At 60.1% G+C, this 14213-nt stretch carries 14 protein-coding genes; 12 read left to right on the forward strand and 2 right to left on the reverse strand.

Features of this window, described 5'->3' with window-relative positions; all coding sequences use genetic code 11:
• Window positions 1-8: 8 nt before the first annotated feature.
• On the reverse strand, window positions 9-1547 hold the full coding sequence (gene guaA, locus NZ585_13130; protein ID MCS7080977.1) for a glutamine-hydrolyzing GMP synthase: 1539 nt from the start codon (window positions 1545-1547) through the stop codon (window positions 9-11).
• 167 nt (window positions 1548-1714) lie between these two features.
• On the opposite strand from guaA, the gene NZ585_13135 reads away from it, so the two are divergent.
• From NZ585_13135 to NZ585_13185, 11 genes are all read left to right on the forward strand, one after another.
• Window positions 1715-2545, forward strand: coding sequence for a hypothetical protein (locus NZ585_13135; protein ID MCS7080978.1), 831 nt, complete (start codon window positions 1715-1717; stop codon window positions 2543-2545).
• 50 nt (window positions 2546-2595) lie between these two features.
• Complete coding sequence (locus NZ585_13140) at window positions 2596-4587, forward strand: VWA domain-containing protein (protein MCS7080979.1); 1992 nt, start codon at window positions 2596-2598, stop codon at window positions 4585-4587.
• A gap of 108 nt (window positions 4588-4695) precedes the next feature.
• Window positions 4696-5733, forward strand: coding sequence for a flippase-like domain-containing protein (locus tag NZ585_13145; GenBank protein ID MCS7080980.1), 1038 nt, complete (start codon window positions 4696-4698; stop codon window positions 5731-5733).
• A gap of 121 nt (window positions 5734-5854) precedes the next feature.
• On the forward strand, window positions 5855-6118 hold the full coding sequence (locus NZ585_13150; protein MCS7080981.1) for an integration host factor subunit beta: 264 nt from the start codon (window positions 5855-5857) through the stop codon (window positions 6116-6118).
• 31 nt (window positions 6119-6149) lie between these two features.
• Window positions 6150-6890, forward strand: coding sequence for a serine/threonine protein phosphatase (locus tag NZ585_13155; protein ID MCS7080982.1), 741 nt, complete (start codon window positions 6150-6152; stop codon window positions 6888-6890).
• 63 nt (window positions 6891-6953) lie between these two features.
• The gene (locus tag NZ585_13160; GenBank protein MCS7080983.1) at window positions 6954-7955 is read left to right on the forward strand and encodes an FHA domain-containing protein; all 1002 of its coding nucleotides are present in this window, start codon (window positions 6954-6956) and stop codon (window positions 7953-7955) included.
• 65 nt (window positions 7956-8020) lie between these two features.
• A complete protein-coding gene (locus NZ585_13165; protein ID MCS7080984.1) occupies window positions 8021-8311 on the forward strand; it encodes a hypothetical protein in 291 nt (96 codons plus the stop codon).
• 176 nt (window positions 8312-8487) lie between these two features.
• Window positions 8488-9063, forward strand: a complete 576-nt coding sequence (locus tag NZ585_13170; protein MCS7080985.1) for a methyltransferase domain-containing protein — start codon at window positions 8488-8490, stop codon at window positions 9061-9063.
• A 78-nt stretch (window positions 9064-9141) separates the two neighbouring features.
• Window positions 9142-9960, forward strand: a complete 819-nt coding sequence (locus NZ585_13175) for an SAM-dependent chlorinase/fluorinase (GenBank protein MCS7080986.1) — start codon at window positions 9142-9144, stop codon at window positions 9958-9960.
• Between the two features lie 386 nt (window positions 9961-10346).
• Complete coding sequence (locus NZ585_13180) at window positions 10347-11486, forward strand: hypothetical protein (protein MCS7080987.1); 1140 nt, start codon at window positions 10347-10349, stop codon at window positions 11484-11486.
• Window positions 11483-11809: a hypothetical protein gene (locus NZ585_13185; GenBank protein ID MCS7080988.1), complete on the forward strand. Its 327-nt coding sequence runs from the start codon at window positions 11483-11485 to the stop codon at window positions 11807-11809. Before NZ585_13180 ends, NZ585_13185 begins: the two co-directional genes overlap by 4 nt.
• Before the next feature lie 10 nt (window positions 11810-11819).
• On the opposite strand, the gene mqnE is transcribed toward NZ585_13185, so the two are convergent.
• On the reverse strand, window positions 11820-12929 hold the full coding sequence (gene mqnE / locus NZ585_13190) for an aminofutalosine synthase MqnE (protein ID MCS7080989.1): 1110 nt from the start codon (window positions 12927-12929) through the stop codon (window positions 11820-11822).
• Between the two features lie 208 nt (window positions 12930-13137).
• On the opposite strand from mqnE, the gene NZ585_13195 reads away from it, so the two are divergent.
• Window positions 13138-14169, forward strand: a complete 1032-nt coding sequence (locus tag NZ585_13195; protein ID MCS7080990.1) for a hypothetical protein — start codon at window positions 13138-13140, stop codon at window positions 14167-14169.
• Window positions 14170-14213 lie beyond the last annotated feature (44 nt).

Genomic DNA, 14213 nt, shown 5'->3' on the forward strand with positions numbered 1-14213 from the left:
ACTGCTGACTACTCCCACTCGATGGTCGCCGGAGGCTTGGAGGAAATATCGTACGTTACGCGATTGACGCCGCGCACCTCGGCGATGATGCGGCTGCTGATGCGGTGCAGGACATCGTAGGGCAGCCGTACCCAGTCAGCCGTCATGCCGTCCTGACTTGTCACGGCGCGGACGGCGCAGACGTGCTCATACGTCCGCTCGTCGCCCATGACGCCGACGCTCCGCACGGGCAAGAGCACGGCAAACGCCTGCCAGATGTCGTCGTAGAGGCCAGCCGCGCGAATTTCTTCAACCACAATGGCGTCGGCGCGTTGCAGCAGCGCGACGCGCTCCGGCGTGACTTCGCCGACGATGCGCACCGCCAAGCCCGGTCCCGGAAACGGATGCCGTCGGAGCAGGGCTTCCGGGAGGCCTAGTTGACGGCCCACCGCTCGCACTTCGTCCTTGAACAGCTCACGCAACGGCTCGACCAACTTCAGATGCAGCGTCTCCGGCAAGCCGCCAACGTTGTGGTGGCTTTTGATGACCGCCGACGGCCCTTTGACCGACACCGACTCAATTACGTCCGGGTAGAGTGTTCCCTGGACCAAAAACTCCACTTGGCCGAGCTTGGCGGCTTCCTCCTGAAAAACCTCAACAAAAACGCGCCCGATGATCTTGCGCTTGGCTTCGGGGTCTTCAACGCCGGCCAGCGCCGTCAAAAACCGTTCACCGGCGGCGACGCCCCTGACGTTCAGATGGAGCGTGTCGCGGAACATCGCCAGCACCTCGTCGAACTCGCCCAGCCGCAGCAGGCCGTTGTCCACAAAGAGGCAGGTCAGCCGGTCGCCGACGGCTTCGGCAACCAGAGCGGCGGCGACGGCTGAATCCACACCGCCGGAAAGTCCGCAAACGGCGCGGCCGTCGCCGATGCGCGCTCGGATGTCGGCCACCGCCGCCTCAATGAAGCCCTGCATATTCCAGTCGGCGCGCATACCCGCGATGTTGATGAAGAAGTTGCGGAGGATGTCGCGTCCGAGCGGCGTGTGGGCGACTTCCGGGTGAAATTGCAAGCCGTAGAGGCCACGAGCGGAGTCTTCAAGCGCCCCCAGCGCGTCGTCGGTCTGCGCCGTCACGGTGAAGCCGGGCGGCGGCGTCACCACGTGGTCGCCGTGACTCATCCAGACATCGAAGACTTCCGGCAAGCCTTCAAACAGGCGACTTGGCGCAGTTCGCCGGACGCGCGCCGCGCCGAATTCGCGTCGGCTGGATGGCGCGACCGTTCCGCCAAAGTGCGCCGCGATGGTTTGCAGCCCATAGCAAATACCGAGCACGGGCACGCCAAGCGCGAATACGGCGGCGTCGCACCGGGGAGCGTCGGGGGCGTACACCGACGCTGGTCCGCCGGACAACACCAGCGCACGCGGCGACCGGGAACGAATCTCGGCCGGCGACGTATGACACGGAACAATCTCACAATAGACGCCAAGTTCGCGGGTGCGGCGGGCAATAAGTTGGGTGTACTGCGAGCCGAAGTCAAGAATGAGAGCGAGTTCGGAGTGCGTCACGAAACCTTCACGCTGAATCACGGAAATCGGAAACCGGCAGGCATTCAAACACGTTATATCGCCGAACGCCAAAACGACATGCTATCGTTGCGTACAGCCTTGTGGGGTCTCCGGGTAGTTCACAAGCAAAGTCCATTGTCGGAAAAACGGCTGTGTTGGGAGGGACTATGACACGCTGGATAGCCGTAACCGTGGTCGTCTTGGGCGTCTTTCTATGCTCAAGCGTCGCTCTCGCCGCCGATTGCTTCGTGCTGGTGTTGCGGGACGGAAAACGCTTGGAGGTGCGGTCCGAGTACCGTATTGTCAATGAGGTCGCCGTTTTTACCACCGCCGACGGCCGACGAATTTCCATTGCCCTCGCCAACATTGACATCGCTGCGACGGAACGTGTCAACGGTCAGCGGGACGGTGAGTTTCGGGCAAAGGCCGCTCCGCCGCGCGTGATCGGGGCGGAGGAGCGCGCCGCTGCGCCGGTCGCTTCCGCTGTCCCTACGCCGCAGAAATCATCGCCCGCGCCGGCGCGCAAGGCAGGGCGCATTTTGACCAACGCCGACTTCGGCGGCGGCCTGCGCCAAGTCTCAACGCGCCCGATGTCGGGCGTGTTGGTGGCCAGTCCAGCGGAAAAAACCGCCGAGTCCGTCGCCTCTGTTCCGGCGTCTGCCAATAACAATGATGAGGCGTACTGGCGCGGTCGCGCGCGGGCTATTCTGATGGAAGTCTATACCCAGCAGGAAATCATTCGCTCGCTCAACAGTCAGGCGCAGACGTTGCAGCGCAAGATTGAGGCCCAAGGGACAACCTTCCTGCTGGGGTGGGACGCCTCCGGCAACCGCGTCCTGCTACCGCAGGAGGTGCTGACCGCCGAGAAACAGGAATTGATGCAGGTGCGCGAGCGCATTCGTGACGCGCAGGCACGGCTGACCGGGCTGTACGTGCAATACACGGTGTTGCAGGAAGAGGCCCGCCGTGCAGGCGTCCCGCCTGGCTGGTTGCGCTAGCGACGCGACCAGTGAAGCGCTCTTCGGGATGTGATGTTCAGGGGGGACTTATGACAGCTGGCAGCATGTGGCGTCTCCTCGCCTTGCTTGTAGCGCTGACCTTACCGCCACCGTCAGCGACGGCCCAGCGTGCGCCGACAGGACGGCTCAAGGTGTTTGAGCGGAGTTTTGAAGCCGGCATGGGGCGCACCATTCAGGTGGAAAACACTTTGGGGACGACTAAGGTTGAGGTGTGGGGTGAGGACCTCGTTCACATCATGGCGACGCGCACCGACGGGCGCTGGGTGGATGAACAAGACATCAAAATTACGGCGACGCCGTCACGGGTAACGGTGCGCTGTATGCCGACGATGGGCGGCATCAACCTCAAGCTCTACATCCCAGCGGAGTCGCATGTCCGACTCTCGGCGCAGGCCGGAAGTATTGAACTGATCGGCCCTGTCGCCAGCGCCACAGCCGAAACCGACACCGGTGACATCGCGGTTGAGCTGCCACGCTGGTTCGACGCCGATGTTGAACTGTATTCCGCCAGCGGTACGGCGACCAGTCATCTCAGCCTAACCAGCTACGACGAAAAAAGCCGCCGCGCCGTCAAAGGGCGGCTGGGGCGCGGTGGTCGGGCCGTCATCGTCCGGTCGGGGAGTGGTCACATTGACCTCAAGTCGCTGCGGTCAAGCGTCCCTATTGCCGAGCCGGTCGCAACACCGCCGACAGTGGCGAGCGCTGACGAGATCCCACCTCAGCCGACCCGCTTCCCTCCGCCGGATGATCGCCCGACCGATCGGCCGATGACGCCGATTTTCGGCGGCGGCGCGCAATCGCAGGATGACCTCAGCGCCACGTACGGCGGGAGCAGCGGCGTTGGACGCCGCCAACAACGCCTTGGCGATGAGCTCACTATGTCGGGCGGCATTGGGGTGCGGATCATTCCACCGCCGGGAACACGCAGCGCGCCGACGCCGCCGGGCGCTTCGCCAGCCCAGCCATCAAACAACCGTGACTGGCCACGGGACACCACCAGTCGTGACGACGGACGCTTCTCCGCAGCGGATGAAGCGCTGGCTAACCTGCCGCGTCGTGATCCACTCCGCACTACGCCGGACGGCCGCCCAACGCTCCGTCGGCGGGCGGTAGACCTCCCGCCGGACGACGCCCCCGACGCTGCGGACGCCGACACCATTCGGATTGACGCCCGCTTGGTCAACCTCAATGTCATCGCCACCACGCAGGATGGACGGGCTGTCACGAACCTGACGGCGGAAGACTTTACTATTTTCGACGAAGACACCCGGCAGGAAATCGCCTACTTCAAACCGACCAACACGCCCTTCAACTTGGTGCTGTTGTTGGACCTAAGTGGGAGTACGCGCGAAAAGATTGACGCCATCCGCAAAAGCGCATGGCGCTTTGTCGAACTGGCCGGCCCGCAGGATCGCATCGCCATTGTGACGTTCACCCGCAGCGTCCATGTGCTCTGTCGTCCGACAAACGACCGCACCCTGCTCAAGCAGCGCATTGCCGAGATGCGCGCCACGGACGGCGGGACAGCATACTACGAAGCGATGTGGTTTACGCTCACGGAAGTTCTTGCGCCGTTTCAGGATGAACGCAACGCAGTCGTCGTTATGACTGACGGTGTAGACAACAGCATCAGCGCAGCATATCCGGCCCCCTCCCGCGTGTCATTCCGGCAAATGCTTGAGGCGATCTTGGAGTCCGGGACGCTTGTCTATCCGATTTACCTTGATACCGAAGAGGAAAACTACCGCAATCACTGGGGCGAAACAGCGGAAGTTTACGCCTTGGCGCGGACACAACTCCAGCAAGTGGCGGACGCCTCTGGCGCGACGCTGTACATGGCGTCGCGGGTTGAAGACTTAGCCGGGGTGTACCAAAAGATCATTGCGGAATTGCGTACGGTGTACAGTTTGGCGTACTACCCCTCCAATGCGGAACACAACAACCGGTGGCGGCGGGTGAAGGTCGTCGCTCGGCGTCCGGGTGTGATGATTCGGACGCGACGCGGCTACTACGACCGATGAAGCCAAGCGAAAGCTTCCCTTCCGTGTGTTATGCCTGCGGCGCGCACGTCCGGGTGAATGGTCAGCGGCGAAGCCAAGGGTTGGTCGGGTGACGGGTTGATTACGGGTATGAAAGGCAGACTTAGAACGGCCACAATCTGGCTTGGCGTCCTGCTCAGTATTGTTTTCGCTGGACTCGCCTTTTACGGCATTGACTGGCGCAAGACCGGCTTGGCGCTGCGCGCTGTCCAGTGGCCCTACTTGGGCGTCGCCTTTGTACTGATGTGGGCGGGCTTTGCTTGGCGAACTGTCCGCTGGAAACGCCTGCTGGATGTCGGCCGGCCGCCGAATGACGCGATTCACTTCGGGGATTGTTTTTCTGTGATGACTGTCGGCTACATGGCCAACAACATCCTGCCGGCGCGGATTGGGGAAGTCGCACGGGCGTATTTGGTGGGGCGGAAAACACGTACAACCAAGAGTTTCGCCTTGGGTACGATCGTCACCGAGCGGCTGGCCGACGTGCTGATGCTGTTGTTGCTGATTTCGTTCACGCTCCTGACTTTGAAACTCCCGCCGGAGAGTAAAATCATCGCCACCAGTGTGGCATGGCTAGGTTTTGGGTGCGCGGCTGGGTTGGTCGCCGCCATTGTCCTGCGCCCGACCGTGGTGCGATTGGTTGAACGCAGCCTCACCGGCATCGGCTTCAGCCGGTACGCGGCGCGACTAGCGGACATCGCCGACCGGTTTCTGCGGGGCGTCAGTTGCGGCGGCTCGTTGCGCACCTTGGCGTGGGTGTGGGTGGATTCGTTCGGCATCTGGCTGGCGAGCCTTTATATGACGTGGTTCGTGGCGTTGGCCTGCAATGTGCACGTCAACGTCACCCAGGCGCTGTACGTGATGTGCTATGTCAACTTAGGGGCGATGCTGCCGTCGGCGCCGGGCTACGTGGGCACCTATCAGTGGTTTTGTACGCACAGTTTGGGCGCATTCGGCGTCGAAAAAGAAACTGCCCTGGCGTTTTCCTTTGTCTCGCATGTGGTGTGGTACGTTCCGCTCACCCTGCTCGGTCTGTTGCTCTTTCTCCGTGAGCGCCTGAGTTGGGGGCAGTTGACAGAAAGCGAAGTGGTTGGCGCTGAAACATTGGATGAATCGCTTCCGGCTTGACAGGCCGTGAAGCGCCACTTACGTTGCCATTCAACGCGCCTGACACCGGACGAATGCTTGCTCCGGGAGCTGAACGGCGGGCGATCCCTTCCAACATCGTAACTTTGAGTGTGAACGAGCCGTGATTAAGCTTGACATCGTTAATCGTGTCGCCGGAGCGACCGGCATCGCCAAATCCAAGGCGGAAGTCGCGGTGGAAGCTTTGTTCGATGGCCTTAAGCGGGCGCTTGAGCGCGGTGAACGCATTGAACTCCGTGGCTTCGGAGTGTTCGTCGTCAAACCGCGCAAACGCGGTATCGGGCGAAACCCACGCACCGGCGAGGTCACCGACATTCCACCCGGCAAGACCATTCGTTTCAAACCGGGCAAAGAACTAGCGCACTAACGGGTTATCGGCTGGGTGGAAGTGACGCAACATGGGCAACACGTATGTTTTCGGGGATATTCACGGTCGTGCGCGGCAGTTGCATGAGATTCTGCAGGCGGTTGACTACGATGAGCGCCGCGACCGCCTGATCTTTGTCGGCGATCTGATTGATCGCGGCGAGGATTCGCCGCAGGTGGTTGAGTACGTTCTCCAGCTTCGGCGGCGCAATCCGAATGTGGTGTGCATACGCGGCAACCATGAGCAAATGCTGTTAGATTTGCTCGATTACGGTGATCCGCTCTGGCTGATTCCTGAAAACGGCGGTATCCAGACGCTTCAGCAATACGGCTTTGATATTGATGAAAACACCTCATCATTGGCGATTGGCATCCCCGAAGCGCATGTCGAGTTTTTGCGGAGTTTGCCCTTCTTTTACGAAGACGACCGCGCGTTGTACGTCCACGCCGGGATCGCGCCCGGCAGACATCCGGCGGAGTGTGACCCGGAAGTGCTGATGTGGACGCGCGATCTCAACTTTTTCACGCTGTACGATGGCAAGCCCTGCTTTTTTGGGCATACGCCGGCGCGGCTGCTGCCAGCGGAAGGCGTCCGGCGTCCGGGCGAAATCTATGTGTTCGGCAGCGCCATTGGCCTCGACACCGGCTGCACTGAAGAGGACTGTTTGAGTTGTTTGCATGTGGAGTCGCAGGTCGTCTATCAGAAATACCCGACCCAGCCGGTCTCGGTTTACGAGATTGACATTCCCTGCCTGACGACCGCTGCGGCTTAGCTCTGGTATGGTGCTGCACGCCGCGCCGTGCTGCGTTGTTTCTCTGTTGAAATGGTGGCCCCGATGAACAGCGACACTCGCCGGAGCTTGCTTGAGCTTGAACGCTTTCTGACCGAGGCCGTGCGCGCCAACCCCATTCTGACCCTGGACGACGTGCGGCCGAATCTGCTGGTGCGCCAGATTCTGGATCAACTCTCGCTCAAACGCTTTATCTGGGTTGGAAATCAGACGTTTGTACCCAACCGGATGGTGTTTACCCTACCCAACGCACGTCCGGCCAAGCTTGAAGAGCTGGAAGTGCTTTTTAACTCCGTTGTGTTTACCAAAATGGTGTACGACTACATCACCGGTTCGGGATTCCGATTGCTAGAACCATTGGTGGTGGAGATTCGTCCCACCGTTGGCGGAGTCGGCGGACCGACGTACTGCTCAGTCAGCTTCGAGTGGGCGTCGCCAGCTGAGCCGACCGAAGGATTGAACGTGAAAGTGGACGAGCAAGCCGGTCGGATTGTCGAGGTCAAAGGGTTCAAGCCGCAGATTCCACGGTTGGCGCGTCTGACAGCCCTCAATGGTGAGGTGTACCGTTCGCCCTTTATCGTCACCAAGCGGACGACCTTCCTGGGACGCCTGCGGACAGTCATGGACCTGAAGTCAGGTGAGGTGTTGCGTCGCAACGATTTCGTGTACGCCCGTCATGATCACGCCAACTCACCGAACAAGAGCGTTTCCCGACAGCATGCTTCGATTGTGTTTGACAACGGCGACTTCCACCTGTTTGACACCGGAAGCGCCAATGGAACAGCCGTCGAGCGCGCTGGCCAATCCATTGAAACGCCGTTTGGTGATACGACCGGCATCAAGCTGGAGGACGGCGATATCATCCGTTTAGGAACTGCCTTGGTGCGCTTTGAGCTAGACCCGCCAGCAGCCGAGTTGCTGGATACAGTGTCTGTTGAGTCTGACGCCGTCCCTGAGGACCTGAATCCAACGACTGGCAATGCAACCGTGCGGATTCAGCGTAGTGAGATTCTGTTCGAGACCAGCAAGGTTCTCGATTCCGAGTGAGATGCGGCAACACATGCTTTCAGGAGGTATGTATGATCCGACCCGGCGCTTGTGTTGTAGTCGGTTTGCACAGCCCGCGGGAAAAGCTGTGGGGGATTTTGACTAGCATAGACCCCTCCGGTGTGCACCTACGAGGTCTTGACATCAACGCTTTTGATGACTGGTTAAGTGCCATCAGCAATGGTGAAAACAATATCGGGCTGACGCATAGCTTTTTTCCCATGTGGCGCGTTGAACGCATCCTTCTTGATGAATCGCTGGGTGAGATTCATTCCATGGGACAGCTTTTCGCCAAGCGAATCGGCATGAGTGTGACCGACTACCTTGGGGTTGGGAGCGAGGAATCTATCAGCTAGCGATTCCTTAGCTCAGGCGTCGCCGAACAGCGACGACCAATCCCAAGCGTGGAGCTTCTCGATAAGCAGGGCACAGGGCAAGGCGGAAAGCACTGCTGGCGGCAGGCGTGGTGGTTTGAGGGGCCTGTCACCTGTGCTGTGGCGTATTCGGCGGTCGGCTCACCTAAGCAGTCCCCATGGAAGACGCGACGGCGGTTTTCTGGAAATCATTTGTCAAACACCCCCGGCAGACCGGCGCGATTGTGCCGAGTTCTCGCCAACTGGCGCAGGCGATGCTGGCGCGGACGGATTTGAGTCGCGCGCGTTTTGTAATTGAACTAGGGCCGGGTACGGGCGCATTTACCGAGGCGATTGTGGCGGCTCTACCGCCCGGCGCCGATTTTCTCGCCATCGAACGTAACCCAGAACTCGTAGCCTTTCTGCGGCGTCGGCTGCCGCACACGACGGTTATCTGCGACAACGCCGTCCACCTACGGCGATACACAGCGACGCGCGCCGTTCCCCCAGCGGCTGTGTTCTGCGGACTGCCGCTGTCATGGTTGGCGTCGGACGAGCGCAACGCCATTCTCGACGCCGTGGCTGATGTTTTACCGCCGGGCGGCGTGTTCACGTTGTTTCAGTACATTCATGCTGCATGGACGCCGCCCGGACGCCGGGTGTATCGTGAACTCGCCCGCCGCTTCCAGCGCATTGAGCGCCGTCCAACATGGTGGAATCTGCCCCCTGCCTACGTGATGTATTGCTTCCGGTGACGCCGCCGCGCGTTGGATGATAAAGTCGAACGCGCCAGACAGGAAAATGTCGCCAGCTCATCGGGGAGAATCATCTCTATGTCCAAGCGCCCACTTGTGACGCTGCTGACCGACTTTGGAACGAACGACCACTTTGTGGCCGCCATGAAAGGCGTCATTCTCGACATTCACCGCGAGGTGGACATCGTGGACATCTCACACGACATTCCGCCGCACGATGTTTTCGCCGGGGCGTTTGTCCTCTACAACGCGATGTCCTACTTCCCGCGCTTTACGACGCACGTTGCCGTTGTTGACCCGACAGTCGGCTCAGCTCGCCGGCCGATTCTAGTTATGACCGACAACTACAACTTTATCGGCCCGGACAACGGCTTGTTTAGCTATGTCTATCAGACGGAAACCGTCAATCGCGTCATTCACATTACGGCTGACTATTACTTCCGCCAGCCGGTCTGCCCGACCTTTCATGGACGCGATATTTTCGCCCCGATTGCTGGTTACTTGGCGAAAGGCGTTGACGCTCGCAAGATGGGCGAACCGATTACGGATTATGTGCGGTTTGACGTACCACGTCCCGACGTTTCCGACCCCAAGCGGCTACGTGGCGCAATTCTGCATATTGACCGCTTTGGTAACTGCTTTACGAACTTTACGAAGGAACACATTTCGTTGGCGGCGCTGCGGGCGGGAGGCAAGTTTGTGGTGATTCATCCGCAGGACCCAGCGAAGAGCCGAGAAATCGTCAAGTTTGTTACGCACTACGCCGAAGCGCAGCCGAATGAACTGTTCGCGCTGTTTTCAAGTACCGGCCACCTCGAAATTGCCGCGTTGAAAGTACCGGCGGCGCGCGTCTTAGAAGCGCGGCGCGGTATGGAAGTGCAGTTCATTGTGCCGTAGCTGAAGCGCGTCAAACGATGCGCCTCAAAGACCCCAGCCAACCAGAGTCATCCTGCTCACCAGCAGCCGACACAGGACATCACCGACTGGAAATCGCGCTTCTGGGTTCATCAAAGGCGCGGCAAAGCTACAGGGGCAAAGTCGCCGTTGACTGGCGCTGCGACTGGTACACAAATAAAGCTGAAATTTCAGCGCATTCCTGACACCCAACCGTCAGGCAACTTGCACACGCCTACCATTTTGAGTCTGTGAGGCCGGTGGTTTGACGGGCCAACAAGCGTTCCGCCAAGGGTGGGTAAGGAGTCATTGTTATGATCGCCGAAGTTGGGGAAAACTCTTGACCCTTTCACATAACCTGCCCCAAGTAGTTAGTTTAGGGAGGTGGTATGGCGCACCCGCTTGAAGCACACCAAAAAGCCATTGGCGCGGCTCTACGTTCTGAAGGCGACCGGCTTGTTCCGGCCCAGTATGGGGAACTTGCGGCGGAATATGCGGCGCTTGTCAACAATGTCGGCGTCGTTGACCTCAGTGCGCACGGACGCTTTGCCGTCGGCGGCAAAGATCGGGTGACATTTCTAAATGGTTGGGTGAGCCAGCATGTCAAGCCGCTCACGCCGGGAACAGGCGTGGCGGCGTTGTTCCTAACGGCGCAGGGCAAGGTTATTGCTAATGTCACGCTCGATTGCCTGACGGACGAGTTCTGGCTGACGACGGATTTGGCGGCTGCGCCGGCTATCCAGAAGAAGCTTGCGCCGCTGGCGCGCGCCGGCGATTTTCGCCTTACGGATTTGCGTGACGCCTACGCCGTGATCGGCCTTATCGGCCCGGCGTCAACCCGCGTCATTAAGCAGTTGACCGGGGCCGACCCGGATGCTTGGCGGAAGACGTTGACGGTTGAGAAGGTCGGGGGTGGTACGGAAGAACTACCGGTCTTTGCGCATGAGCGTCTTTGCATTGGTGAGACGGCGGCGCTGGTAGTGCGGCGTCCACGCTATGGACTGCCAGCTTTTGAGCTGTTCGCGCCGCAGGAGGCGGCGGTCGCTGTCTGGAAAACGCTGACGGCGGCCGGCGCAACGCCGGTAGGTTGGGATGCGTTGGACATTTGCCGCATCGAGGGCGGCGTCGGCCGCTTTGGTCAGGACTTTGACGAAACAACCTTGGCGTTGGAGGCCGGGCTGGGCTACGCCGTTAGCTACACCAAGGGTTGCTATGTTGGGCAGGAAACCGTGGCGAAAATTCACTGGCGCGGTCACGACCAAACAGCACGGCGGCTTGTATCGCTCGTGTGTGAAGGCGACGATTTTGATGGGCGGCCCATTCCGGCGCATGGAACACCTATTCTGGCCGACGGGAAGGAAGTCGGGCTGATCACCAGCGCCGCCCGCCATCCGGTGACAAACGCGGTCATCGCGCTTGGGTATGTCCGCTCGACGGCCCTTGCCAATCGCCGGCTGCTCACGGTGGCCGGGCGTCCCACGCAGGTTCGGGAAGCAGGTGAACCACAATCGAAGGGAGACGGACAGTGACGCAACCGCCAAATCCGACGCCACTGGCGGGGCCGCCAAGCACGTCTTCCGAAGCAGCGCTAGACTGGGCGACGGCCGAAGACGCCTATCACTTGATCAACGGCCTTGTCGCGCAGGTGACGGCCGCCAACGACTTGATTGCGTTGCTGGCAACTCTGCTCGGCGAAAGCCAGCTCAAGCAGGTCGTGGAAACGCCGCAGTGGGCGCAGTACCAGTCCGCCCGCCGCCGGATGGAGCGCATCCAGGCTGACCTCGAAAAATTTTCCGCCACCATGCAGCGGCTGGCGGCCGACCGCCCCGACGTTGCCTCAGACGAAGGATGACGCCGCTATCTTAGACGGCGGCAGCGACGGCCTCGCGGACGACTGGACGATACAGCGTATCGCGTTCGACGGGCTCCAGCCCGGCGTCCCGAATCAGCGACACCACTTCTTCACGAGTCGCCTGGCAGCGGCTACGTCCGTCGGCCGAGTAGGTTGCCACGAGCGGCCCGCCACCCGACACTGTACCATCCAAGTCATCCGCACCGAAGTGCAGCGCGAGTTGGGCGGTTTGCCGTCCGAGCATAACCCAGTACGCCTTGATATGGTCGAAGTTGTCCAACATCAAGCGTGAAACGGCGATGGTTTTGAGGCTGTCCACTGCCGTTGGGCCCGGCAAATGAGCAAGCGCCGTGTTTTCAGGGTAAAACGCCAATGGGATAAAGCACTGGAAGCCGCCGGTTTCGTCCTGCAAGTCACGTAGCCGGAGCATGTGGTCAACCCGGTCGGCGTAGCTTTCAATGTGGCCGTAGAGCATTGTCGCGTTTGAACGAATGCCCTTGCGATGAACGGCCCGCGCCATATCAAGCCACCGCTGACTATCACACTTGTGGCGGCAAATTTGAGCGCGGATGTGTTCAGCGAAGATTTCGGCGCCGCCGCCAGGACAGGAGTCCAAACCGGCTTCCCGCAGACGATCAATCACTTCGTCGTCCGAAAGCCGTGTGATGCGCTTGAAATGGTCAAGCTCGACCATCGTGAAGGCTTTCAGATGCAGGTCAGGGTAAGCGCTCTTCAAACCGCGCAGCAGGTCAAGGTAATAGTCGAACTTCAGCGTCGGATGCAGCCCCCCGACAATGTGAACTTCCGTAATACCGGCCTCATAGTAAGGGCGCACTTCCGCCACGGCTTGCTCAACGGTGTAGGTGTACGCCCCCTCGTCGCCCGGCTTGCGATAAAACGAGCAAAAGGCGCAGTCCCAGTAGCACACATTGGTCGGGTTCAGGTGGTGGTTGACGTTGTAGTACACCACTCGCCCATGCCGTGCGCGCCGAACGGTGTTAGCCAAGTGTCCCAGAAACGCCACATCTTGGCTTTCAAAGAGGGCCACCCCGTCGTCAAATGACAGTCGCTCGCCGGCTTGCACCTTTTCGGCAATGCGGGAAAGAACGTCGGTTGACATAAAGGCAGATTCTAAAATGTGAGGAATACACCAGACGGGGGTATGGCACTGCAGCATCCTAACGGAGGTGCAACTTGCAGAGCAACGCAGAACGGCGGGCGCGTTGACGGTTTGAAAAAGCCTGTGCTACCGTCGTCGCTGCCTCTTCTGGCATTGGCGGTATTAACGGCTTGTTCCTTTCAGTTACCTCGCTGAAATACTGAGACTTATGCTTACCGGCTTCAACACCGACATCACGTACGACGGTGTCGTGTACCACGTTCAGACCGAAGACAAGGGGCCGGCTAACCCACTTATTCTGTCGCTTGTTTATGTCGGCGGGCAGGTTCTTGCCGCCAAACGTACCTACTACACGAAGGATTTGGAAGAAGGCGCGACGCCCGCCGATCTACAAAAGAAGCTAGAAAAACAGCACAAGGCGATTCTGGCATTGATTGCCCGTGGGCGTATTAACGAACTCATCGCCAAACGCGAGACCGGCGCTAATGTTGCGCCTCGGCCGCTACCGCCGCCACCGCCGGTGCCGCCGGTGATTGCAGCGCCGGCTTCGGTTACGGAATCGCTGTCGCCACTGCTGGCAAGTTCAGTTTCTGAAGGCGCACCGGCGCGTCCCCTGCCCGCCAGTCTGCCGCCGCCGCCGCCACCACCGCCGCCGATTCCAGGCGTGGCGCGCGTGACATCGGCGCTGGATAGTGTTTTGCCTTCCAGCCCTGAGGTACCGCGTTCCACGCCCCCCACAGTCCCACCCCCACTCTCACCGTCATCGGCAAGGCCAGCCGTCACAACGGTGCTGGATAATCTGCTCTCCTCGCTGAGTCAACCACCGGCATCTGTCGCCCCGCCCTCAGCCTCAACGACCGGCGGTACGCCCAAAGCCTCGATTGACCTCAACAGCATGGTTAATCAGTACGTCGCCCGTAACCTACAATCCGAGAAACCGGTTATTACGCTGCTAGGTAATCCGGAGTTTTATGCTGGGGAAACGGTGGTGATCCAAGCGCACGTCACGCGCGGAGTCGGTGGTCAGCCTATTCCTAATGCGCCGGTGATCGCCAAAGTGTTTGGGACGCACGACCGTCCATACCGCAGTTCAGCTTCAACAGACGCTTCCGGCGTCGCCGTCCTGACGTTGACGTTGCCCAACTTCCATGCCGGTACTGCGGCGGTGGTGATCAGCGTGATGACCGACGCCGGTGAAGCTGAAGTCAAGCACCTCATCCGACGCCGCAAAATCGGTTAGCGGTCCTTTGTGTTCAGCCTACTTTTTCCCTAAAGCAGTTTTTC

It is taken from the genome of Chloracidobacterium sp., assembly GCA_025057975.1.
GTDB lineage: Bacteria > Acidobacteriota > Blastocatellia > Chloracidobacteriales > Chloracidobacteriaceae > Chloracidobacterium.